The organism is Streptomyces sp. NBC_01426 (genome assembly GCF_036231985.1).
GTDB lineage: Bacteria > Actinomycetota > Actinomycetes > Streptomycetales > Streptomycetaceae > Streptomyces.
In genome coordinates this window covers 3122923-3145779 of sequence record NZ_CP109500.1, presented here as the reverse complement: position 1 = coordinate 3145779, position 22857 = coordinate 3122923, and the positions used below count along the sequence as shown (strand labels likewise).

At 71.2% G+C, this 22857-nt stretch carries 19 protein-coding genes; 10 read left to right on the top strand and 9 right to left on the bottom strand.

The window, feature by feature from the left end; translation table 11 throughout:
• Positions 1-216: 216 nt before the first annotated feature.
• From OG906_RS13625 to OG906_RS13615, 3 genes are all read left to right on the top strand, one after another.
• Complete coding sequence (locus tag OG906_RS13625; RefSeq protein ID WP_329442836.1) at positions 217-996, top strand: DUF4344 domain-containing metallopeptidase; 780 nt, start codon at positions 217-219, stop codon at positions 994-996.
• Positions 993-2783: a recombinase family protein gene (locus OG906_RS13620; RefSeq protein WP_329442834.1), complete on the top strand. Its 1791-nt coding sequence runs from the start codon at positions 993-995 to the stop codon at positions 2781-2783. The genes OG906_RS13625 and OG906_RS13620 overlap by 4 nt, the downstream gene beginning before the upstream one ends.
• Positions 2784-2922: 139 nt before the next feature.
• Positions 2923-4995, top strand: a complete 2073-nt coding sequence (locus OG906_RS13615; protein ID WP_329442828.1) for a thioredoxin domain-containing protein — start codon at positions 2923-2925, stop codon at positions 4993-4995.
• 83 nt (positions 4996-5078) lie between these two features.
• On the opposite strand, the gene trhA is transcribed toward OG906_RS13615, so the two are convergent.
• Positions 5079-5819, bottom strand: coding sequence for a PAQR family membrane homeostasis protein TrhA (gene trhA / locus OG906_RS13610; protein ID WP_392899273.1), 741 nt, complete (start codon positions 5817-5819; stop codon positions 5079-5081).
• A gap of 210 nt (positions 5820-6029) precedes the next feature.
• Here trhA and OG906_RS13605 point away from each other — a divergent pair, with 210 nt between their 5' ends.
• Together OG906_RS13605 and OG906_RS13600 are read left to right on the top strand one after the other, a co-directional pair.
• Entirely contained in the window at positions 6030-7862 is a 1833-nt protein-coding gene (locus tag OG906_RS13605; protein ID WP_329442822.1) for a phosphoenolpyruvate carboxykinase (GTP), read from the top strand.
• Positions 7863-8170: 308 nt separating this feature from the next.
• The gene (locus tag OG906_RS13600) at positions 8171-8617 is read left to right on the top strand and encodes a hypothetical protein (protein ID WP_267827701.1); all 447 of its coding nucleotides are present in this window, start codon (positions 8171-8173) and stop codon (positions 8615-8617) included.
• Positions 8618-8701: 84 nt separating this feature from the next.
• Here OG906_RS13600 and OG906_RS13595 read toward each other — a convergent pair whose 3' ends face one another.
• The 6 genes from OG906_RS13595 to OG906_RS13570 all read right to left on the bottom strand — a co-directional run bounded on the left by OG906_RS13595 (position 8702) and on the right by OG906_RS13570 (position 14924).
• Positions 8702-9100 (bottom strand): SCO4983 family protein, encoded by a 399-nt coding sequence (locus OG906_RS13595; protein WP_329442820.1) that lies wholly within the window; start codon positions 9098-9100, stop codon positions 8702-8704.
• Positions 9101-9202: 102 nt separating this feature from the next.
• Complete coding sequence (locus OG906_RS13590) at positions 9203-10414, bottom strand: pyridoxal phosphate-dependent aminotransferase (protein WP_329442818.1); 1212 nt, start codon at positions 10412-10414, stop codon at positions 9203-9205.
• Positions 10415-10736: 322 nt separating this feature from the next.
• Complete coding sequence (locus OG906_RS13585) at positions 10737-10922, bottom strand: hypothetical protein (RefSeq protein ID WP_053682191.1); 186 nt, start codon at positions 10920-10922, stop codon at positions 10737-10739.
• 111 nt (positions 10923-11033) lie between these two features.
• On the bottom strand, positions 11034-12044 hold the full coding sequence (locus OG906_RS13580; RefSeq protein ID WP_329442812.1) for a YdcF family protein: 1011 nt from the start codon (positions 12042-12044) through the stop codon (positions 11034-11036).
• Between the two features lie 31 nt (positions 12045-12075).
• Positions 12076-13641 carry an N-acyl-D-amino-acid deacylase family protein gene (locus tag OG906_RS13575; RefSeq protein ID WP_329442808.1) on the bottom strand — a complete coding sequence of 522 codons (1566 nt, stop codon included), beginning with the start codon at positions 13639-13641 and terminating at the stop codon, positions 12076-12078.
• Positions 13642-13643: 2 nt separating this feature from the next.
• Entirely contained in the window at positions 13644-14924 is a 1281-nt protein-coding gene (locus OG906_RS13570; protein WP_329442805.1) for an amino acid deaminase, read from the bottom strand.
• Positions 14925-15085: 161 nt separating this feature from the next.
• Between OG906_RS13570 and OG906_RS13565 the strand changes: the two genes are divergently transcribed.
• Both OG906_RS13565 and OG906_RS13560 read left to right on the top strand, forming a co-directional pair.
• On the top strand, positions 15086-15880 hold the full coding sequence (locus OG906_RS13565) for an IclR family transcriptional regulator (protein WP_329442803.1): 795 nt from the start codon (positions 15086-15088) through the stop codon (positions 15878-15880).
• On the top strand, positions 15877-16287 hold the full coding sequence (locus OG906_RS13560; protein WP_267799558.1) for a RidA family protein: 411 nt from the start codon (positions 15877-15879) through the stop codon (positions 16285-16287). Before OG906_RS13565 ends, OG906_RS13560 begins: the two co-directional genes overlap by 4 nt.
• 84 nt (positions 16288-16371) lie before the next feature.
• Here OG906_RS13560 and OG906_RS13555 read toward each other — a convergent pair whose 3' ends face one another.
• Together OG906_RS13555 and OG906_RS13550 are read right to left on the bottom strand one after the other, a co-directional pair.
• Complete coding sequence (locus OG906_RS13555; protein ID WP_267799560.1) at positions 16372-17712, bottom strand: M14 family metallopeptidase; 1341 nt, start codon at positions 17710-17712, stop codon at positions 16372-16374.
• 128 nt (positions 17713-17840) lie between these two features.
• Complete coding sequence (locus tag OG906_RS13550; protein ID WP_329442798.1) at positions 17841-19571, bottom strand: chitinase; 1731 nt, start codon at positions 19569-19571, stop codon at positions 17841-17843.
• A 322-nt stretch (positions 19572-19893) separates the two neighbouring features.
• Here OG906_RS13550 and OG906_RS13545 point away from each other — a divergent pair, with 322 nt between their 5' ends.
• Genes OG906_RS13545 through OG906_RS13535 form a run of 3 tightly spaced genes read left to right on the top strand, consistent with a single transcriptional unit; the run spans position 19894 to position 22820 of the window.
• Entirely contained in the window at positions 19894-20787 is an 894-nt protein-coding gene (locus OG906_RS13545; RefSeq protein WP_267827706.1) for a hypothetical protein, read from the top strand.
• Positions 20788-20830: 43 nt separating this feature from the next.
• Positions 20831-21532, top strand: coding sequence for a Flp pilus assembly protein CpaB (cpaB, locus tag OG906_RS13540; RefSeq protein ID WP_329442796.1), 702 nt, complete (start codon positions 20831-20833; stop codon positions 21530-21532).
• 7 nt (positions 21533-21539) lie between these two features.
• A complete protein-coding gene (locus tag OG906_RS13535; protein ID WP_267827707.1) occupies positions 21540-22820 on the top strand; it encodes an AAA family ATPase in 1281 nt (426 codons plus the stop codon).
• The last annotated feature ends 37 nt before the right edge of the window (positions 22821-22857 follow it).

Sequence of the window (22857 nt, the reverse complement as noted above, 5' to 3'; positions counted from 1 at the left end):
TCAGAGCGCTCCGACAACGTGCCCCAAGTGTCCTGCGGGACGGTCGCGAGCGCGAGGGAATCCGAACCGGTTCAGAGGGAGTTGGCGCGTCTTCGGTCGACTGCGTGCATATATGTACGGCCGGGTTCCGGGGGAACTGCCCCGCCGCACCTCCGGACGGATCAGTAGGCTGATCCGAACATCCGACAGTGTGTGGGGGGCGGCACGATGACGGGGATGCCGACGCGCGCCACCCGACGACGCCGCGCCACGCCCGCCACACGGTCCGCCGCACTCGCCGCCGCACGGTCCGCCACGCTCTGCGCCGCCCTCGCGACGGCGCTCCTGTCGGGCGGCTGCGCGCCCGCCCCGCACGGATTCGCCGTACGGTACGAGGCCCCCGCCGCCGGCGACGAGCGCGAGGCCGCCTTCCTGCGGGACGGGAACCACGCCGACCGGGCCGTCACCCGCCTGAACGCCTACCTCGACCTCCCCGACCGGGTCACCGTCGTCGCCCGCTCCTGCGCGGGCGAGGGCACCTCCTACGACCCCGCCGCACACCGCATCGACCTCTGCTACGACGACATGGCGCAGGACCGGGAACTCCTCACGACCGACGAGAAGGTCGGCGCGATCGTCGCCGAGAGCGTCTACCACGAGGCGGGCCACGCCCTCGTCGACACCCTCGAACTCCCCGTCGGCCCCGACCCCGACGAGGAGAACACCGCCGACCGCTTCGCGGCCCTGATGCTGCTCCGCGAGGGCCCGGTCGGGGAACGCGCCCTGCGGACCGCCGCCGAGGAGTACACACTGCTCGCGGCGCGCGGCGAGGACCCCGACCCCGGCGAGGACGAGCACGCCCCGCCGGCCGACCGCGCCGCAGCCCACCTCTGCCTCCTGCACGGCGCGGCTCCCGACCGCCACCCCGACCTCGCCGCCCGCACCCGCGACTGCACCCCCACCTGGCCCACCACCCGCGCCACCTGGGAACACGCCCTGGCCCCGCTGCTCAGGTGATCCCCGGGCGGTCCGGCAGGATCGCCCGTGTTTGGTGGACCAGTGGTGGACTGTGCCGCACTTCAGGAAAACCAGGTTTCAAGCCCATCGTTTCCCTACCCTTTTCCTTGAAAGCGAAGGGGGTCGCGGTGCGCGAGGATCACGCGACGCTGGTCGGGTTGGGGTTCGACCAAGAGGAACTGGAGGCCATGGGGCTGGACGAGCCCGCCACGGCGGAGCCGTCCGGGCTCATGGATGCCTACCTGCGCCGCAGCAACAAGAAGGAAGACCTGGCCACCCTCCGGGGACATCTGCGGGACCTGGTGCGATGGGCGCGGGCGGACGGACTCCAGATCCGCCACGTCTGGTTCGAACAGCTCTCGGCATCCAAGTCCCATGTACGGCGGCAGGAGTTCGAGAAGGCGACCCGAGCCGTCATGGACGGCAGGTCCAAGACGCTCGGCGTGTGGAAGACGGACCGCTTCGACCGGCGGGGCATGGGTGCCGTGGGTCGGTTGCTCGACGAGTTCGACCGCCGGCAATCCCGACTCGTCTCCGTCTCCGAGGGACTGGATTCGTCCAAGGGCGGACGCATGGTCTTCGCCATCCTGAGCGAGCACGCCAGGGAGGAAGCGAAGGACATCGCGAAACGCGTGAAGATCGGCCACGACGCGCACAAGGCGGAGGGGCGACGCGGAACGGGACGGCCGCCGTTCGGGCTCTACAGCGCCCCGGGAAGTGGCACGGTCGAACATCACCGGGACGAGTACGAGACCGCCCGTCGGCTCGCGGATCTGTTGCTCGACAAGAAGACGACGAAGGACACGGCCCACCTCCTCAATGAGGAGGGCCGCCGCACCCGGAGCGGAGCCACCTGGTCTCCCGCGGCCGTGAGCAAGCTCGCGCAGTCCCCGCTTTTCGCCGGCATGGTCCCGGTGCGCCGGCGAAGGACGGACGAGCACGGCAATCCCCTGGACAGCTGGGAAGGTTACGGGGAGCCCCTGCGCAATGAAAGGGGCGAGGTGGTCATGTGCGGCGAGGGAGTCGTGACGCCCGCCGAGTGGTTCAAGATCAAGGCGCTCATCGCCGGGCGGACCGACGACCGCTGGGCGAAGGGGAAGCCGGAGGCGAAGTACCTGGGCACGGGCAGCTACCGGTGCGGCCGGATGCGCGACAAGAGAGGGACGGGGGAACTTGAGCGCTGTGGTGGTTCGATGAGTCACCGCGGAGGGCGCTATCGGTGCGAGATCCGGCAAACGCGCGGCAAGTCCATCTGCGAGGGTGTGGTGACGCTCGCCGAACGTATCGACCACGCGGTCGGGCAGGCGTGGGTCGACCACATCACCGGGCTTGAGCCGGATGACCCGGTGATCACGGAGATGGCACGCCGGTGGCTCGCATTCGCCGACCCTGAGACGCAGGCGAGGAAGGAAGAGGCTCGCAAGGCGCTTGAAGCCGCCCGGAAGCGCGTGAAGAAGCTCGAAGACGACTTCTACGTGTACGGGAAGATGGACGAAGAGCGCTTCGAGGAACTGAGCGAGGGACAGCGGGCCGTCATCGAGAGCACGACCGCCGCTCTGGAGGCCCTGGACGCGGAAATCGACCTCGCCCCGCTCTTGCGGTTCGAGCATCTGCGTGCAGCGTGGGCGCAGGCCGACACGGCTGACCAGCGCATGCTCTTGAAGTGCGCTCTCGGGAACAAGGGCATCACGGTCATGCCGGCGGCGCGGCAGGGGGACCCCACCCCGATCCTCGATCGGCTTGAGTTCGACTGGCTTTCGAAGAAGTCGGCCGCCGCCGAAACCTGAGTCCGCCGAATCCACCGGCCGAGTGTCGCGAGCACCCCGCGGCCCGCCTTCGCTCGGCCGCGCCCCCTGCCGCCTCTGTCCGCTGCCATCCCCTCGTGGCACAGCGGCGACGCTTCGACGATTGCGCAAGGATGGGGGTATGCCCAACCGACTTGCGCACGCCACGTCCCCCTACCTTCTCCAGCACGCGGACAACCCGGTGGACTGGTGGCCGTGGGAGCCGGCGGCTTTCGAGGAAGCCCGTCGGCGAAACGTGCCCGTGTTCCTGAGCGTCGGCTACAGCGCCTGCCACTGGTGCCATGTGATGGCCCACGAGTCCTTCGAGGACGAGCTGACGGCCGCGTACATGAACGAGCACTTCGTCAACATCAAGGTGGACCGGGAAGAGCGCCCCGACGTCGACGCCGTCTACATGGAGGCGGTTCAGGCGACCACGGGGCAAGGGGGGTGGCCGATGTCCGTCTTCATGACTGCCGAGGGGGAGCCCTTCTACTTCGGCACCTACTTCCCGCCCGAGCCCCGGCACGGGATGGCCTCGTTCACGCAGGTGCTCGAAGGCGTACGAACCGCCTGGGTCGGCCGGCGCGAGGAGGTGGCCGAGGTGGCACAGAAGATCACCCGCGACCTGGCCGGCCGCGCACTCGGGGCAGGGGGTTCGGCGCTGCCGACCGACGAGTCCCAGAGCAGCGCCCTGCTCCAGCTGAGCCGGGACTACGAGCCGGCGACCGGCTGGTTCGGGGGAGGCGACACGAAGTTCCCGCCGAGCATGGTCGTGGAGTTTCTTCTGCGCCACCATGCCCGGACGGGCTCCGAGGGAGCCCGGGAGATGGCTGAGGGCACCTGCGAGGCCATGGTGCGATCGAGCCTGTTCGACCAGGTCGGGGGCGGGTTCCATCGTTACGTGCTCCGTGCCAAGCCGCATGGACCATTGGTGCCGCACTTCGAGAAGATGCTCTATGACAATGCGCTGCTGTGTCGGGTCTACGCCCACCTCTGGCGCTCCACGGGGTCGGAGCTCGCCCGCCGCGTGGCGTTGGAGACCGCGGACTTCATGGTCCGGGAGCTGCGCACCCGCGAGGGCGGTTTCGCCTCCGCCCTCGACGCCGACAGCGAGGATCCGCTGACCGGCAAGCACGTGGAGGGCGCGTACTACGCCTGGACGCCCGCGCAGTTGCGCGAGGTGCTCGGCGAGGAGGACGGGGACGCGGCCGCCTCCTGCTTCGGGGTGACCGAGGAGGGGACCTTCGAGCACGGCACGTCCGTGCTGCAACTCCCGCAGGACGGGCCGACCCTGGACGCGGCGAAGGTCGCCGACATCAAGGCCCGGCTGCTCGCGGCGCGCTCCGGGCGGCCCGCGCCCGGCCGGGACGACAAGGTGGTGGCCGCCTGGAACGGGCTGGCGATCGCCGCGCTCGCCGAGTGCGGGGCGTACTTCGAGCGGCCCGACCTCGTCGAGCGCGCCACCGAGGCGGCCGACCTGCTGGTGCGGGTCCACTTCGACGCGACGGCCGGGCCCCGCCTGGCCCGCACCAGCAAGGACGGGAACGTCGGCCCCAACGCCGGGGTCCTGGAGGACTACGGCGATGTCGCCGAGGGCTTCCTGGCGCTGGCCTCGGTGACCGGCGAGGGGGTCTGGCTGGAGTTCGCGGGCTTCCTCGTGGACCTGGTGCTGGACCGGTTCACCGCCGAGGACGGTTCCTTGTACGACACCGCGCACGACGCCGAGAAGCTGATCCGGCGTCCGCAGGATCCGACGGACACGGCGGCGCCCTCGGGTTGGACCGCCGCCGCCGGCGCGCTGCTCTCGTACGCCGCGCAGTCGGGTTCCCAGGCGCACCGCACGGCCGCCGAGCGGGCGCTCGGGGTGGTCCAGGCACTCGGGCCGCGGGTGCCGCGTTTCATCGGGCACGGGCTGGCGGTCGCGGAGGCGCTGATGGACGGGCCGCGCGAGGTGGCCGTGGTGGGCCATCCCGAGGATCCGGCGACGGCGGCGCTGCACCGGACGGCGCTGCTGGGGACGGCTCCCGGCGCGGTGGTGGCGGTCGGACTGCCCCGGGCGGCGGACGGCGGCGCGGCGGAGTTCCCCCTGCTGGCCGACCGCGCGTTGAAGGACGACCTTCCGACGGCGTACGTCTGCCGGCATTTCGTCTGCGCCCGCCCCACGACCGAACCGGCCGAACTGGCCGAGCAGGTGGCCGGCGCGCGCCCCTGAGCCCGAGCGGGGGAGTCGCGCCCCGCGGTCGTGTCCGGCGTCGTGTCCGGTGGCATCGCCCCGGACACGACTGCCCGGCGACGTCAGTGCTGGTAGGCGGCCAGGGAGATGCCCACGTAGTGGGCGACGAAGGCCGCGAGCGTCAGCGAGTGGAACACCTCGTGGAACCCGAAGAAGCGGGGGGAGGGGTTGGGGCGCTTCATGCCGTAGATGACCCCTCCCACGCTGTAGAGCAGCCCGCCGACGATCACCAGCACGAGGACGGCGATGCCGCCGGTCCGCATGAAGTCGGGGAGGAAGAAGACGGCCGCCCACCCCATCGCGATGTAGCAGGGCGTGTAGAGCCAGCGCGGGGCGCCGACCCAGAACACGCGGAAGGCGATGCCGGCGCCGGCGGCGATCCACACCGCCCAGAGCAGGGTCCGCCCCGTGGAGGGCGGGAGCAGCAGGACGGTCAACGGGGTGTAGGTGCCCGCGATGATCAGGAAGATGTTGGCGTGGTCGAGTCGCCGCAGGATCGCTTCGCCGCGGGGGCCCCACGTACCGCGGTGGTAGACCGCGCTGATGCCGAACAGCAGGCAGGCCGTGAGGATGTAGACCCCGCAGGCGACGCGCGCCTCGGTCGAGTCGGTGAAGGCCATCAGTGCCAGGCCGGCGACGATCACGGCGGGGAACATTCCCAGGTGGAGCCAGCCGCGCAGCAGCGGCTTGTGTTCCAGGGCGGACTCGACGGCCTCGACGGCCTCGACGATCGGGTGGGCCGGATCGGCCGGTGCGGCCTCGGAAGCCGGAGCGGCGGCGGCGTCAGAAGTCATGGCCCACATGCTACCTACGGGTCCGTAGGTTTCCGTCAGTGCTCTTTACGGAAGATTGACGCGAGTGGGAATGCTCACGTGAGAAGCCCTCTGGACATATGCGCACATGCACCGGATGATCAGATGAGTGCGGTCGGCACCGGATGAGCGGAGCGCGAAGCGTCCGGGTCGCAGCCCCCACGGGGCAAACACCAACAAACCCCTCAACAAGGAGCGATCGTGGCGCGCGACAACGCGGCTCCCACTTCCAACCCGACGCAGCACAAGGCGTTGATCTCCTGGGTCGACGAGATCGCCGCCCTCACCGAGCCGGACCGGATCGTCTGGTGTGACGGATCCGAGGCCGAGTACGAGCGCCTGTGCGAGGAGCTCGTCGCCCAGGGCACGTTCAAGAAGCTCGACCCGGCGAAGCGCCCGAACTCGTACTACGCCGCCTCCGACCCCTCCGACGTCGCGCGCGTCGAGGACCGGACCTTCATCTGCTCCGAGAAGGAGGAGGACGCGGGCCCGACCAACCACTGGAAGGCCCCGACCGAGATGAAGGCGCTCTTCACCGGCACGGACGGTGGGCAGGGCATCTTCCGCGGCTCGATGAAGGGTCGCACGATGTACGTCGTCCCCTTCTGCATGGGTCCGCTCGGCTCCGAGCTCTCCGCGATCGGCGTCGAGATCACCGACTCCGCCTACGTCGCGGTCGCCATGCGCACCATGACCCGCATGGGACAGCCCGTCCTCGACGAGCTCGGCACCGACGGGTTCTTCGTCAAGGCCGTCCACACCCTCGGTGCTCCGCTCGCCGAGGGTCAGGCCGACGTGCCGTGGCCGTGCAACACCACCAAGTACATCTCGCACTTCCCGGAGACCCGCGAGATCTGGTCCTACGGTTCGGGCTACGGCGGCAACGCCCTGCTCGGCAAGAAGTGCTACGCCCTGCGCATCGCGTCCGTCATGGCCCGCGACGAGGGCTGGCTGGCCGAGCACATGCTGATCCTCAAGCTCACCCCGCCGCAGGGCGAGGCCAAGTACATCGCCGCCGCCTTCCCGTCCGCCTGCGGCAAGACGAACCTGGCCATGCTGGAGCCCACGATCCCCGGCTGGACCGTCGAGACCGTCGGCGACGACATCGCCTGGATGCGCTTCGGCGAGGACGGTCGCCTGTACGCGATCAACCCCGAGGCCGGCTTCTTCGGCGTCGCGCCCGGCACCGGCGAGCACACCAACGCCAACGCCATGAAGACGATGTACGCCAACACCGTCTTCACCAACGTCGCGCTCACCGACGACGGTGACGTCTGGTGGGAGGGCATGACCGAGACGTCGCCCGCCCACCTGATCGACTGGAAGGGCAACGACTGGACTCCGGACTCGCAGACGCCGGCGGCGCACCCCAACGCCCGGTTCGCCGTTCCGGCCTCCCAGTGCCCGACGATCGCCCCCGAGTGGGAGGACCCCAAGGGCGTCCCGATCTCCGCGATCCTCTTCGGTGGCCGCCGCGCCTCCGCGGTGCCGCTGGTCACCGAGTCCTTCGACTGGAACCACGGCGTCTTCATCGGTTCGAACATCGCCTCCGAGAAGACCGCCGCCGCCGAGGGCAAGGTCGGCGAACTGCGCCGCGACCCCTTCGCCATGCTGCCGTTCTGCGGCTACAACATGGGCGACTACATGGGCCACTGGGTCGACGTGGCCAAGGGCAAGGACCAGGCCAAGCTCCCGAAGATCTACTACGTGAACTGGTTCCGCAAGAACGACGCGGGCAAGTTCGTGTGGCCGGGCTTCGGCGAGAACAGCCGCGTCCTGAAGTGGATCGTCGAGCGCCTCGACGGCACCGCCGAGGGCGTCGAGACCCCGATCGGCGTCCTGCCGACCGTGGCCTCCCTCGACACCGACGGCCTGGACCTGCCGGCCGCCGACCTGGACTTCCTCCTGACGGTCGACAAGGAGATCTGGCGCGACGAGGCCGCGCTGGTCCCCGAGCACCTGAACACCTACGGCGACCACACGCCGAAGGAACTGTGGGACCAGTACCACGCGCTCGTCGAGCGCCTGGGCTGACCCGCCCGCCCCGACCGGGGCCCGAGAACGTGGGAGCCCCCGACCAAGCGGTTCCCACCGCAGCACGTGACCATCGTCAGGAGCGTTCGCGCTCCCCACGGTATGTCGTGTGCGTCTGCTGACGGCGGATCTCCGTTTCACGGAGGTCCGCCGTCACGCGTTTCGCCTCGTCGCGCCACGCCCACGACTGCCGAGCCGGCGAGCCGTGTTCGAACGGGCGACGGTGACGGGGTCCCGCTTCGAAATGCTGTGTGGGCCCGTGGGTGCTGGTGGGAGGGGCGGGCTGCCGGGAGGATCGTGCCATGGGCGTGAGCGCGTTGAAGTGGCAGGGCTGGCTGGTCGGTCTGGTGGTGCTGGCCGGGCTGCTGGTGTTCGCTCCGCTGGGCCTGTACGTGTGGGCCAGCGGCGAGGGGTCGGGCGAGCCGGCGGAGGTCCCGCCGGGGGCGGCGGTGGACGACGTGCGGGTCACCTCGTGCCGCGTCGATCCGGTCGGCCGCAGGGTGGTGGCCGGGGTCGACGTGACGGGCCGGGTCCCGGGCGCGAGCGCGTACCTGGTCACGGTGGAGTTCCGCGAGAGCGCCGAGCCGGAGCCGGGCGGGCGCGCGGCCCAGGCGCTGGCCCGGATCCCCGGGGTGGCGCGCGGGGCGACGGAACACGCGGAGGTGGTGGGTCCGGTGTGGCCGGCCGCGAAGGTGCCGTGGTGCGGGGTGGCGGGGGCGGAGTTCAGCCCCACGCCTTCGGCGAGCACGCCCTGAGCGGTCCGCCGCCTGCCCCGGTGCTCTGATCGCGGGGGTACATGGCGCCCGGTCCGGAGCCTCCGCGGCCCCGGACCGGGGCCGTCAGTGGGCGCCGGCCAGGTCCGCGTCGGCGGAGCGCAGGGCGGCGGCGTGCGCGTCCATCCGCTCGGCGGCGAGGATCGCGGCGGTGGTGTCGGCGCGGGACGCGGCGACGAGCAGGGCGCGGGCGGCGTGGTCGTGCGCCCGCTGGTGGAGCGCGGCGGTGTTCTCCGCCCGCGGCCCGCGCAGTCGGGCGGGTCGGGCGCCGCGCAGGCGGGTGATCTGTTCGGCGATCCGGTCGCCGGCCTCGTCGAGCCCGAGGTCGTCGGTGACGGCGAGCAGCGCCGAGAGGTGCCCGGCGAGCTGGATGTCCAGCGCCTCGCCGCGGCTGCTGTGCGGGTAGTCGGTGCGGCCGCCGTCCATGCGGTGGACGACCGGCTTGCTGCGGATCGGCTCGTACATGAGGAGGCCTCCTGCGTGGTCAGGAAGCCATCCTACATTGGATTCGTTCTAAAGTTGTGCTCGATCCGGTCAATCGGTGTGATCCGGCCGGCCGCCCCGCTCCTATGGCTGGCTGTAGCCGTCGAGGAAGGTGCCGATCCGCGTCACCGCGTCCGCCAGGTCCTTGGCGTTCGGCAGCGTCACGATGCGGAAGTGGTCGGGCTCCGGCCAGTTGAAGCCCGTACCGTGCACGACCATGATCTTCTCGGATCGCAGCAGGTCGAGGACCATCTGCCGGTCGTCCTTGATCTTGTAGACGGACGGGTCCAGTCGCGGGAAGAGGTACAGGGCGCCCTTCGGCTTCACGCAGGTGATGCCGGGGATCCGCGTCAGCAGGTCGTACGCGGTGTCGCGCTGCTCCAGCAGCCGTCCGCCGGGCAGGACCAGGTCCACGATCGACTGCCGGCCGCCGAGGGCCGTGGCGACGGCATGCTGTGAGGGCATGTTGGCGCACAGTCGCATGTTCGCCAGGATCGTCAGGCCCTCGATGTACGACGAGGCGTGCTGCTTGGGCCCGCAGACCGCCATCCAGCCGGCCCGGAAGCCGGCGACGCGGTAGTTCTTGGAGAGCCCGTTGAACGTCAGGGTCAGCAGGTCCGGCGCGATCGCGGCCGTGTTCGTGTGCGTGGCGCCGTCGAACAGGATCCGGTCGTAGATCTCGTCCGAACAGACGACGAGGTTGTGGCGCCGCGCGATGTCCGTGAGCCCGCGCAGCATCTCGTCGTCGTAGACGGCGCCGGTCGGATTGTTCGGGTTGATGATCACGAGCGCGCGGGTGCGGTCGGTGATCTTCCGCTCGATGTCCGCGAGGTCCGGCATCCAGTCGGCCTGCTCGTCGCAGCGGTAGTGGACGGCGGTGCCGCCGGCCAGGCTGACCGAGGCGGTCCAGAGCGGGTAGTCCGGCGCGGGGACCAGTACCTCGTCACCGTCGTCGAGCAGGGCCTGCATCGACATCTGGATCAGTTCGGAGACGCCGTTGCCGAGGTAGATGTCCTCGACGTCCAGCTCGATGCCCTTGGTCTGGTAGTGCTGCACCACCGCGCGCCGCGCGGAGAGCAGCCCCTTCGCGTCCCCGTAACCGTGGGCGTTGCCCAGGTTGCGGAGCATGTCCTCAAGGATCTCCGGCGGGCAGTCGAAGCCGAAGGCTGCGGGGTTGCCGGTGTTGAGCTTGAGGATGCGATGACCTGCTGCTTCGAGCCGCATGGCCTCTTCGAGCACGGGCCCGCGGATCTCGTAGCAGACATTGGCGAGTTTCGTTGACTGGATCACCTGCATGACGGGAGCTTACGGGGCCCGCCGCGGACCCGCTTCGAATTGCGCACCACGAAGAGGGGGAGGATTTGCCCCATTTCGCGCGATCGGTGGGTGGCGGTGCGGTCCGTCCTTGGAAACGCGGGTCCGGGGCCCGTCCCGCCCTGCGGAACGGGTGTGTGCGCCCGAGGGCGACGATCGTGTTGCGCTCGTCACCCCGGGGGACGGGCGGGGGCGGCGGCCCCGTCCGCGCGGGGCGCGTCCCGTACCGCCCGCTCGCGCAGCTCCGCGACGCCGCCCGACGCGTCGCGAACGTGTCGGGCGGCGCCCGGTCGGGAGGCGCGCGCTACGGGAGGTAGCGTTCCAGCGCCGCCGGACCCTCCTTTTCGATCATCTGACGCGCTTTTTCGAGCCGCTCCGGAGTCGGCTCCTGGCCGCGCGCCATCACAAGGTCCTCAGGGTCGAACGGACGCTCCGCCCCGGTGTAGAGGTGGGCCGGTCGGCTGGGCCGCTGGTCCGATTCACTGTCCATCGCGTACCTCCTCCAGTGCCCCCTGGCCCCCATCCTCCGGCGCCATCCCCATGAACGCACGTCGGCCCGGCCGGCACCCCGAAACCGGCCGCCCCGCCCTCGTCTCCCCGACTAGCCGGCCAGCAGCGTCAGCAGCGCCCCGAAGGCGAAGAGCGTGCCGCAGACCGTCAGGTTGACGCCCTTGTGCTCCACGAACACCGCGACGAACTCGCGGATCGTGGCGCTCGGCCAGAAGTACGCGGCGGTCGGGGAGCCCAGCACCTGGCCGTTGACCCCGACCTTGCGGGCCATCATGGCCGCGCGGAAGGCGTGGAAGTTGTTGGTGACCACCACGCAGCGGTAGTCCGCCTTCCCCTCTTCCATGATGGTCCTGCTGAAGGTGAGGTTCTCCTCCGTCGTGCGGGAGCGGTCCTCCAGCACGACGTGGTCCGCCGGCACGCCTTCCGCGATCAGCCAGTCGGCCATCGCCCGGGCCTCCGCGACCTTCTCGTTCGACCCCTTGCCCCCCGAGGGCAGCAGCAGCGGGGCGGTGCCGCCGCGGGCGCACTGGGCCACGTAGATCCGCAGGCCCTTGCGCAGCCGGGAGGCCAGCAGCGGGGGCACCCGGTCCCCGCAGACGAGGCCGGAGCCGAGCATCACCACGTAGTCGACGTCGCCGCGCACCCGGATCCGCCCGTAGAGGTAGGCGTAGGCGAGGAAGCAGACGAAGAGGAACGAGACGTACACCGCGATCATGATGACCATGGCGGTCATCCCGGCCACCCTGGTCGAGCCGCTCGCCATCGCGACGGCCGCCAGCGCGAGCACCGCGAAGATCGCCAGACCGGCCAGCAGGGACAGCAGGTTGCCCGGGCTGCGGCCTTCCTTGCGCACCATCGTCACCCCGTTGGCGACGAGGAAACAGGCGAGGGCGACGACCCCGACGGCCGGCACCAGGAACACCGCGACCGCGACGATCTTGGCGAGCGTGTCGGGGAGGTGCGTGAGTTGGAACAGCAGGGCCATCGCCAGGCTGATGAAGGTGAGCCCGAGGAGGACCGCGTTGCGAAATCGCCGCCGGTCCTCCCGCACACTCGCACAGAAGAAGACAAACAGGAGGGCTGCGGGGGCGAAGGCGAGCATGCCGCTCATCGTAAGCGGCTCAATTGAACCGTCAGCGGCCGGAATGCGGCGTCCGTCGTACCGAACGCCCGGCCAGGACGTCGGTCCTGCGACCGTCCCGCATCACGAAACGCCCGTCGATCAGGACGTGCGGGATCCCGGTCGGCAGCACCCGCGGACGTGCGTACGTGGACCCGGCCGCGACCGTGTCCGGATCGAAGAGGACCAGGTCCGCCCGGTACCCGACCCGCACCAGCCCCCGGTCGGGCAGGCGCAGCCGGGCCGCCGGCCGGCCCGCGAGGTGCGCCACGCACTCCTCCAGGGTGAGCACCCCCAGCTCGCGCACGTAGCGCCCCAGGTAGTGGGGGAAGGTGCCGTACGCCCGGGGGTGCGGCTTCGCGCCGCGCAGGATGCCGTCCGAGCCGCCGGTGTGGGCGGGGTGCCGCATGATCGCGCGGACGTTCTCCTCGTGCCCCACGTGCTGGAGGATCGTCGGCCGCAGCCGGTCTCCCCGCAACAGCCGCCGGGCGGCGTCCCAACCGGTGACGCGCGTGCCGACGTACGCGTCGAAGGCGGGATCGCCGACACCCGAGATCTCGATCGTCGACCAGTCCACGGGGACCCCGTGGCAGCCGTCCGCGCCCTCCACCTCCAGCGCGTACCGGATCCGCTCGGCCTCGGCGTCGTCCGCGAGCCGGGCGAGGACCGCCTCGGGGCCGCCCGCGTTCGCCCAACTCGGGAGCAGGGCGACGAGGGTCGTACAGCCGGCGGTGTACGGATAAGTGTCGAGGGTGATGTCGCAGCCGTCGGCCAGCGCCGCGTCGAGGAGGTCCAGCAGTTCCCCGGCCCGGCCCTCGTTCTCGTCGAAGTTCATGGTGGCGTGCGCGAGGTGCAGGGCGCAGCCGGCCCCGCGGGCCAGCTCGACCATCTCGGCGTAGGCGGCGAGCGCCCCGTGCCCGTACGAGCGGTGGTGCGGGCAGTAGTAGCCGCCGTACGAGGCCACCACCGCGCACAGCTCGGCCAGTTCGGCGCCGGACGCGTACATGCCGGGGGTGTAGGTCAGCCCGGAGGACATCCCCACGGCGCCCTGCGCGAGGCCCTCGGCGACGAGCCCGCGCATCCGGTCCAGCTCGGCCGGGGTCGCGGGACGGTCGTCCCAGCCGAGCACCGTCGCGCGCACGGTGCCCTGGGGCACGAGGTAGGCGGCGTTGACCGCGATGCCCCGGTCGAGGCGGTCGAGGTAGCCGCCGACGTCGCGCCAGTCGAAGTCGACGTCGTCGCCCGGGCCGTTCCACCCGGCGATCGCGGCCCGCACCTCGCCGCGGGTGCGGTCGTCGACGGGTGCGTAGGACAGGCCGTCCTGGCCGAGCACCTCCAGGGTCACGCCCTGGGCGACCTTCGCGCCGTGGTCCGGGTCGCGGAGCAGCGCGAGGTCGCTGTGGGCGTGCATGTCGACGAACCCGGGGGCGAGGGCCAGGCCGTGCGCGTCGAGGGTCTCGCGGCCGGTGCCGAGCTTCCCGACCGCGGCGACGCGGCCCTCGTGCACGCCCACGTCCGCGAGGTACGAGGGCCCGCCCGTGCCGTCGACGACGCGGGCCCCCCGGATGACGAGGTCCACGACTAGAAGAAGGTGCGCACGTAGTCGGTGACCGTTCCGTCGGCCTCCACGACCGGGATCAACGGCCACTTCTCGAAGATGGTGCACGGGTGCGACATGCCGAGCGCCACCCAGTCGCCGACCCGGACGTCCTCGGCGGAGTCCGTCTCCAACCAGGCGTGCTGGTCGGACAGTTTGACGACCCGGACGCCGGTGGCCGGGTGCTCGGTCCCGTCGAGGGCGTCGCGCACCAGCTCCGCCTCGGGCAGCCCGAGGTCGTAGGCGACGTCGCGCTTGCCCGCGTTGACGAAGGCCTGGGTGGGGGAGGGCCGGGAGACCACCTGGGCCCACAGGCGGAACGCGGGACGCAGCCCGCCCTCCTCCGGGACCCGGTTGAAGGGGGTGAGGCGGGTGTACCAGCCGTGGTCGTGCGAGACGTACGCGCCGGAGCGCAGCAGCTTCAGGACGGGCCGCGACAGCTCCGGGATCGCGGCGAAGACGTCCGCGACGGCGTCGAACCAGGCGGAGCCGCCGGCGCTGACGACGATCTCCTCCACGTCCGGGGCGAACCGGCCCGCCTTGTCGAACGCGACCGCGAGGTCGGTGAGCCGGCGCAGGTAGGCGTGGACGCGGTCGGGGTCGGCGTCGGGGACCTCCGCCTCGTAGCCGGCGACGCCGACGAGGCGCAGCGTGTCGGTCTGGGCGACGGCGTCCGCGACGGCGTGGCAGTCCTCGTCGGTGCGGGCGCCGGTACGGGCCCCCTCGCCGGCGCCGAGCTCCACGACCACGTCGACGACGGCCGGCCGGCCGCGCAGGGCGCGGTCCATCAACTGGACGCCGCGCACGGAGTCGACGTAGCAGACGAACCGGAAGTCGGGGTCGGCGGCGAGTTCGTCGGCCACCCAGGCCAGGGCCGCGGGGTCGACGAGTTCGTTGGCGAGGAAGATCCGCCCGATGCCGAAGGCGCGGTAGACGCGGGCCTGGTGCGGCACGGCGGCGGTGATGCCCCAGGCGCCGTGCTCCAACTGGCGGTGGAACAACTGGGGGGCCATGCAGGTCTTGCCGTGCGGGGCGAAGGACAGGTGGTGGCGCTCGGCGTAGGTCTCCAGCGCCGCCAGGTTGTGGGCGAGGGCGTCCGCGTCGAGGGTGAGGACGGGGGTGGTGAACCCGCCGGTGTGCAGGTTCCGGCGTTCGGCCGCGAGCTGCCCGACGGTGAGGGAGGCGCGTTCGGCGTCCGGGGGGAGACCCTTGAACCGGTGGTCGACCGGCTCGTCGGCCAGACGTCGGAGTGCTTCGCTGCCCATGCGGAATCCTCTCGCGTTGCGTGTGACGCAACGTGCGTTGCGGGTGGTGCCTGTGGCTGTCTAACATCCCGGATGACGACGGGTCAACGGTGTCGGTTCCGTTCCCCTCCGTTCCCCCGCCGCGGGAGCCGCGTCGGAGGCCCGCTACGAGAGGACACGGCGTGAGCCAATCGGTGGAGCGGGCCCTGCGGATCCTCCCCGTGCTGGCCCGGGGCCCCGCCGGCCTCGGCGAGGTCGCCGAGGACCTCGGCGTGCACAAGAGCACCGCCCTGCGACTGCTGCGCACCCTGCACGAACAGGGCTTCGTGTACCGGCAGCAGGACGGCCGCTACCGCCTCGGCGCCCGCATCTTCGCGCTCGCCGCCGAGGCCATCGAGAACCTCGACATCCGCGGGATCGCCCACCCGCACCTGGTCGAGCTGAACCGGCTCACCGGCCATACCGTGCACCTCGCCCTCCACCAGGACGACGAGGTCGTGTACGTCGACAAGGTCGACAGCCGCTACCCGGTGCGCATGTACTCCCGCATCGGCAGGCCCGTCCCGCTCACCGTCGCCGCCGTCGCCAAGCTCCTCCTCGCCGACCTGCCCGAGGCCGAACGGCGGGCGCTGGCCGACCGGATCGAGTACCCGGCCTACACCGCCCGGTCCACCCCCGACGCGCAGGCCTTCCTGCGCGAGCTGGACCTCGTGCGGGAACAGGGCTGGGCCACCGACTTCGGCGGTCACGAGGAGTCCATCAACTGCGTCGGCGCGCCCGTGCGCGGGCCGGACGGGCGGGTCGTCGCCGCCATGTCGGTCTCCGCCCCCACCGTGGTGGTCGGCGCCGACGCGCTGCTCGAACTGCTGCCCCTGGTGCGCCGCAGCGCCGACGCGATCAGCCACGAGTACTCGGGCTCCGCCCGGGACCCGGACCAGGACCTCGTACAGGAACCCGCACAGGAGGACACGCCGTGACCGACAAGATCGCCATCACCCCCGACACCCACACCACGCCGCCCGCGAGGTTCTCGCACGGCGTGCGCAAGGGGAACCTGCTCCAGGTCGCCGGCCAGGTCGGCTTCCTCCCGCACGTCGAGGGGCAGCCGCCGACCCCCGCCGGGCCCACCCTGCGCGCCCAGACCCTCCAGACGCTGGAGAACGTCCGCTCCGTGCTGGAGGCGGGCGGCGCGAGCTGGGACGACGTGATGATGATCCGCGTCTACCTGACCGACACGGACCACTTCGGCGAGATGAACGCGCTCTACAACGCCTACTTCGAGGAGCAGGGCCTGAAGCAGGCCCCGGCCGCCCGCACCACCGTGTACGTGGGGCTGCCCGCCGGGCTGCTGATCGAGATCGACGCGCTGGCCGTCCTCGGCTGACGCGGGCCCGCCTCGTGGTCGACGCGCGGGAGGGGCGCCCCCCTGGCGGTGGGGCGCCCCCGTCGGGGTGGACCGGCGGTCACGTCACTGCGTGCAGTACTGCGCTTCCTTGCCGATCGAGCGGTACATGCAGTCCGCGTTCTCCAGGAGTTGGAGCACGGCGTCCTTGTTGCGCGCCGTCTCCCGGTCGATCACCTCGTCGGGCGGGTAGAAGCCGCCCCCGCCCCCGGACTCGGACGGGTACATCTCGAAGGTGTAGGAGAAGATGCGCTGGTTGCCCCACAGCCAGTCGTCGATCGTCCCGTCGGTGATGTACAGGTCGCTCGACTGCTCCGGCGTGTAGCCGTTGCTGTTGGCCATGCTGGTGCCGATCTTCTTGTACGCCGCCAGGTCGTCGGCGCTCAGACCGGGCGCGGTGTCGTTGTACGTCCACCCGAACGGCCACAGCACCAGCTCGCTGTAGGTGTGGAAGTCGATGGCGGCCTTGATCTGCTGCTTGCCGCCCACGATCCGGCTGCGGACGAAGTCGGACACCACCTTGACCTCGGGCGCGGAGGACGCGGCGGCCCCCCGGTAGGTCTCGGAGCTCTTGCTGCCGCTGGAACCGCCGCAGCAGCCCCACTTGTAGTCCCAGTTGCGGTTCAGGTCGGTGCCCACGTACGAGGAGCCGGAGTTCGGCTGCCGGTTCTTGCGCCAGGAGCGGTAGGAACCGGTGGCGATGTCGTACTCGCCACCGTCCGGGTTGAGGTCGGGGATGATCCAGATCTCGCGGCCGTTGACGGCGTTGGTGACGCGGGAGTCGGTGCCGTACTTGGAGCCGAACTCCTTGAGCAGGTACAGGGCCATCTCGACCGTGAGGTGCTCACGGGCGTGCTGGTGGTGGGTGAAGAGCACCTCGGGTTCGGCCTCGTCGGTCGCGACGTTGTCACTGATCTTGATCGCGATCAGGTCCCGGCCCTGGTACGACTTCCCGATGACCTTCTTGCTCATGATCCCGGGGTACTGGGCGATGCGCTGGTCGATCTCCGCGTTCGCCTCGGCGTAGTTGTGGTACTTCGAGTCGGCGGACGGGAAGTCCATCGGGCTCGCCGCGACGCCGCGCTCGGAGCGGTCGGGCGGACCCGGCAGCGCGGTGAGCTTGTAGCCGAGGGCGCGCAGGCTCTTGGCCTGCATCGGGTCGGCGCTGACGACCACCGAGCGGGCGTCCACCTCGTCGATGGAGGCGCCCGTGCGGAGCAGGGCGGTGCGCTCGACGGCCGTGGCCGGTCCCTGGATCTCGTACTGGACGATCGCCTCGTCCTGGGTGGCGGTCGAGGGGGTGGGTGGGGTGGATGCCGTCGCGCTCAGGCCGTAGGCGGGTGCGCCGAGGGCGAGCGCCAGCAGGGCCGCCGTGACGGCGGCCCTCCGGCGGGTGTGGAGCCGCATGCGTTCTCCTGGGTGGGAGGTGGGGGTGCCGTGCGGACGCGCACAGCGTGCTCTCATGGCATGTCCGGGTCAAGAATTCGAAACCGGCCAATGTGACCGCGATCCACGGCCACCCCCACCCCTACCGCCTACGGCAGGCCGTGGACCTTCGGACCCACCGCGTTCGACCAGGAGCCACCCGCCTTGGCGTCCCAGTTGGTCGACCAGGTCATCGCGCCGCGCAGCCCCGGGTAGGTCTTCGCCGGCTTGAACGCACCGCAGTTCGTGCCCCGGGCCAGGCAGTCCAGGGCGTTGTTCACGATGGTCGGGGAGACGTAGCCGCTGCCCGCGCCGCTCGGGGACGCCGGCACGCCGATGCCCACCTGGGAGGGGTCGAGGCCGCCTTCGAGCTGGATGCAGGCCAGCGCGGTCAGGAAGTCCACCGAGCCCTGGGAGTAGACCTTGCCGTCACAGCCGTTCATCGCGCCGCTGTTGTAGTACTGCATGTTGACGACGGTCAGGATGTCCTTGACGTTCAGCGCCGTCTTGAAATAGCCGCCCTGCGTGGACTGCATGTCGATCGTCTGCGGGGCCATGGTGAGGACGAGCGAGGGCCCCGCCTTCGCCGACAGCGCGCGCAGCGCCTGCGTCATGTAGGTCGGGTTGAGGCCGTTCTCCAGGTCGATGTCGATCCCGCTGAAGCCGTACTCCTGCATCAGCGCCCAGGCCGAGTTGGCGAGGTTGTTCGCCGAGGCGGAGTCGTTGACCGAGATGGTGCCCTTCTCGCCGCCGATGGACAGGATGACGGACTTGCCGGCCGCCTTCTTCGCGGCGATGTCCGCCTTGAACTGGGGCACGGTGTAGCCGCCGAGGCCCGCCGAGTCGAGGTTGAAGGAGATGCCGCCGGGCGTGGTCGTGGCGTCGGCGAAGGAGACGGCGATGATGTCGTACTGCGCCGAGACGTCCGAGAGCTTCTGGACGGTCGCCCCGTTGTTGAAGTTCTGCCAGTAGCCGGTCAGGGCGTGCTTGGGGACGCCCGGGTTCGGGTTGCCGCCGCCGCCCGTGGTGGTGCCCGTCACCGCAGCGGACCGAGGCCCCTCGCCGGCCGCGTTGTACGCGCTCACCTGGAAGGAGTACGAGGTCGAGGCGGCCAGGCCCGAGATCTGCGCGGAGGTCGAGGACACCGTCTGGACGCGGACGCCGTCCTGGTGGACGTGGTAGCCGGTGGCGCCGGCCACCGCGTTCCACGAAAGGGTGAGGGCGTTCGCGCTCTGGCCGGAAACGGCGGCTCCGGCGGGGGCGCCCGGGACGCTCGGGCCGGGGTCGGTGCCGCCGCCCCCGTCCGGGCCGAAGACGCTGAACTCGTCGACGACGAAGCCCGGCTGGCCGTACCAGCCGTGCGTGTAGACGGTCACCTGGGTGGTGTTGGCGCCGGTGGAGAAGGTGGTCGACAGCTTCTGCCAGCCGCCGCCCGTGCCGGGGGTCCAGGTGGACACGTCCTGGGTGCCGGTCCCGGTCGCGCCGAGGTACACGTACGAGCCCTGCACCTGCGTGCTCAGCGTGTACGTCGAATTCGGCTTGACCGTGACGGTCTGGCTGCACCGGGCGTTGTCCGAGCCCGCCGGGGTGGCCTTCAGGGCGCCCGCGCCGGCGAAGACGGGGGAGGACACGACGGCGCCGCTGCCGCCGGTGCAGGACCAGTTGGCCAGCCCGGACTCGAAGCCTCCGTTCCGGGCGACGTTGACGTCGGCGGCTTGCGCCGTACCGGCGGTGAGGGCGGTCAGGCCTCCGGCGGCGAGGGTGGCGGCGCCCAACAGGGCGAGGGAGCGTATGCGGTTCACGAAGGCTCCGGTGGGGGGAGAAGGGGATGTGAAAGGCATGACAGGGGCAAGTGGGGTACCCCGGAGTCAAGTTGGTCCAGACCAATCCCGCTGTCAAGGGTCTTGGCAATGTGGCTTGAAACGACCGCTCCGCCCCCCGTGCGCCGATCCCCGATGTCCGGATTTCTCGCCACCTGCGCCCTCTGCCCCCGGGCACGGGAATCCGCAAGGCCCTGCCCTGTCAGGGGGGACGCGGATATGGTGCTGAGGCAAGGGGGAGCTGCGCGGATCGTTTGCGGTCGCGCAGTGCGTGCGCGTACGTGGGGACTGCGTGACGGGGGTGGGAACGCCCGTGGCGTACAGGGTGAACGGGGGGATTCGCGTGCCGACCGCCATTGCTGTCACCAGTGCCGATCTGGTGCTGCCGGCCCCCGACCGCCACACCCCGACCGCCGCCGTCCTGCGCCCGCCCGACCAAGTCGACCTCGACGGGGCCCTCGCCGAGACCGCCGCCCTCCTGGAGCGACACGGCCACCTCGTGGTCGTCGTACCGCCCTGGCTGCCGCTCGCCACCATCCGCCGGCTGCACACCGTACGGGCCATTCTGGAAACCGACCGGATCGCGCTCCTCGACATCGATCTTCCGCCCCTGGGAACGGCCCTGCTGGTGCGTCAGCTCCGCCAGCTCAGCGTCTGCGACTTCAGCCCCGGAGTCCTGGCCTCCGCGGCCCGCCTGCTGCCGCACTACATCTACGCGGGCGCCCTGCTCGGCAGCGTCGCCAAACTGGACCGGGTACCGGTCGGCCTCAAGGCGCACGCCAGGTCCTGGTCACCGAGCGCCCAGTTCGCCGTACTCGCCCACCCCACCCCGCACCTGGCCAGACTGGGCACCTCCGGCTCCTCGGGCGCCCACAGCGCGGGCGGCGCCGCCGCGGGACTCCCCGCCGGCCCCGGCTTCGCGACCCACCTCACCTTCGCCCGCGGCCAACTCGCCTCCGACTGGGTGACCGCCGAACTCGCCCCCGCCTGGCAGGTGCAGGGCGTCATGGAGAACCCGCTGCCCGCCGACTCGCCCGTCTGGTGGGCCACGTCGAAGCTCGTCGAGTTCGCCGCCGCCATCCCGGACGTGTCCGTCCTCTACCAACTGGTCGCCTCCGTGCGGCGGGAGCAATGCCGATGGTGCGGCTTCGAACTCATCGGCGACCGCTGCGGCTTCTGCTCCGCCCCGCTGACGGCCCCACCGCCCGCGGCCGCGACATCCCGATCCAGACCCTGACCACCGGCCCGAACGAACGAAGAACGGCGAGGTAGTACGGCCCATGAACTCACGCCAGCGCCGCGGCGTCATCCTGCTCCTCCTGTCGATCCTGTGCGCCCTCGCGGCGTTCGCCGGGGTGCTCGTGGTGATCGGCGACGTCAACTCCAAGGTCGGGGCCGAGGTCGTCGCCTACCGCGTGAAGGGCGACATCGCGCCGTACAGCCCGCTCACGGCGGGCCAGTTCGAGCAGGTCACGGTCCCCCGACGGTGGCTGTCGGAAACGGCCGTCACCGACCTCGACGGACTCAGGAACAAGATCGCGCTCACCACGCTCAAGAAGGGCTCGCTGCTCCAGACGGACATGTACGTCGACAAACCACAGCTCCAGCCCGGTGAGCAGGAGATCGCCATCATGATCGACGCCGCCACCGGCGTGGCCGGCAAGATCACCTCCGGCGCCAAGGTCAACATCATCGCCACCTTCAAGGGCGCCAAGGAGACCGACCCCTCGCGCTCCGTGATCATCGTCGCCAACGCCCGCGTCCTGGGCGTCGGCAAGCTCACCGCGCTCGACAAGGACAGCGACCGCAAGGGCCCCGCCGAGGCCGTCCCGATCACCTTCGCCCTGAACACCAAGGACACCCAGCGCGTCGCGTACGCCGAATCCTTCGCTGAGCACGTCCGGCTGGCCCTGGTGGCCCCCGGCACCGATTCGGCGCCCAGCCCGAGCGACCGCACGTACACCCTCGACGGGGACAAGTGAGGCCCGGATGACCACCCGAATCCTCCCCGCGTCCGGCGACCCGGACGCCGCCCGCGCCATCTCCACCCTCCTCAGCCAGCTCCCGGACGCCGAGCCGGCCGCCCCGGTCCCCGATTCCACCGCGCTGCTCGACACCCTCGCCCGGCTGGCCGCCGAATCCCTCGACGACCTGCCCGAAGTGGTCCTGGTCCACGAGCGGATCGGACCGCTGCCCGCGCTGGAACTCATCCGCGAAGTCGCCCTCCGCTTCCCCGCCGTGGGCGTGGTCCTGGTGTCCTCCGACGCCGCACCCGGGTTCTTCGCCGCCGCCATGGACTCCGGCGCCCGCGGCCTGATCGTGCTCCCCCTCGCCTACGAGGAGCTCGCCGCGCGCGTCCAAGCTGCCGCCCAGTGGGCCGTCGGCGTACGCCGCCACCTGGGCCGCAGCCCGGACCTGCCCGCCGGACCCGGCGGCCGGGTGGTCACCGTCGCCGGCGCCAAGGGCGGGGTCGGTACCACCTTCACGGCCGTCCAGTTCGCCCTCGCCGCAGCCGCCTCCGGACGACGTACCGCCCTGGTGGACATGGACCTCCAGGGCGGCGACGTGGGCTCGTACCTCGACGTGCAGTTCCGCCGCTCCATCGCCGACCTCGCCGGGATCCAGGACATCTCGCCCCGGGTCCTCCAGGACGCGGTGTACGACGACCGGACCGGACTCGCGCTGCTGCTGGCCCCCGCCGACGGGGAACGCGGCGAGGAGGTCGACGAACGCGCCGCCCGACACGTCGTGACCGCCCTGCGCGGCCGCTACGAACTCGTCGTCATCGACTGCGGCACCCAGGTGACCGGCGCCAACGCGGCAGCGGTGGAAATGGCCGACATCGCCGTGCTCGTCACCACCCCGGACGTGGTCTCCGTCCGCGCGGCGAAGCGGCTGGTCCGCATGTGGGAACGCCTCCAGGTCCGCAAGGCCGAGGACACCACCATGGTCGTCAACCGCTGGAGCAAGCACACCGAGATCCAACCCGCCCTCATCGAGAAGATCACCAAGACCCGCCCCACCCGCACCCCCGTCCCGGCCGCCTTCAAGGAACTCCAGGCGGTCGTCGACGCGGGCCGGGTCCAGGACCTCGACAACCGCTCCACCGTGAAACAGGCCCTGTGGACCCTGGCCGGCGAACTCGGCCTGCTCACCGCCCCCTCCACCGCCGCATCGGCCGACGGCGCCGTCCCGCCGCCGCGCTCCGCCGAACTGGCCGTCCGGCCGTCCGGACCCATGGCCCGGCTGCGCCGCGGCCGGGAGGGCTGACGGATGCCCACGCGGAGACGGGGACGGGGACGGGTGT

Coding starts and splice junctions, on each gene's coding strand:
- OG906_RS13590 (WP_329442818.1), bottom strand. CDS start 10,414: ATGCAGGTGATCCAGTCAACGAAACTCGCCAATGTCTGCTACGAGATC.
- OG906_RS13580 (WP_329442812.1), bottom strand. CDS start 12,044: ATGCTCGCCTTCGCCCCCGCAGCCCTCCTGTTTGTCTTCTTCTGTGCG.
- OG906_RS13535 (WP_267827707.1), top strand. CDS start 21,540: ATGACCACCCGAATCCTCCCCGCGTCCGGCGACCCGGACGCCGCCCGC.
- OG906_RS13570 (WP_329442805.1), bottom strand. CDS start 14,924: ATGGGCAGCGAAGCACTCCGACGTCTGGCCGACGAGCCGGTCGACCAC.
- OG906_RS13555 (WP_267799560.1), bottom strand. CDS start 17,712: ATGCGGCTCCACACCCGCCGGAGGGCCGCCGTCACGGCGGCCCTGCTG.
- OG906_RS13595 (WP_329442820.1), bottom strand. CDS start 9,100: ATGTACGAGCCGATCCGCAGCAAGCCGGTCGTCCACCGCATGGACGGC.
- OG906_RS13625 (WP_329442836.1), top strand. CDS start 217: ATGCCGACGCGCGCCACCCGACGACGCCGCGCCACGCCCGCCACACGG.
- OG906_RS13615 (WP_329442828.1), top strand. CDS start 2,923: ATGCCCAACCGACTTGCGCACGCCACGTCCCCCTACCTTCTCCAGCAC.
- OG906_RS13550 (WP_329442798.1), bottom strand. CDS start 19,571: ATGCCTTTCACATCCCCTTCTCCCCCCACCGGAGCCTTCGTGAACCGC.
- OG906_RS13585 (WP_053682191.1), bottom strand. CDS start 10,922: ATGGACAGTGAATCGGACCAGCGGCCCAGCCGACCGGCCCACCTCTAC.
- trhA (WP_392899273.1), bottom strand. CDS start 5,819: ATGTGGGCCATGACTTCTGACGCCGCCGCCGCTCCGGCTTCCGAGGCC.
- cpaB (WP_329442796.1), top strand. CDS start 20,831: ATGAACTCACGCCAGCGCCGCGGCGTCATCCTGCTCCTCCTGTCGATC.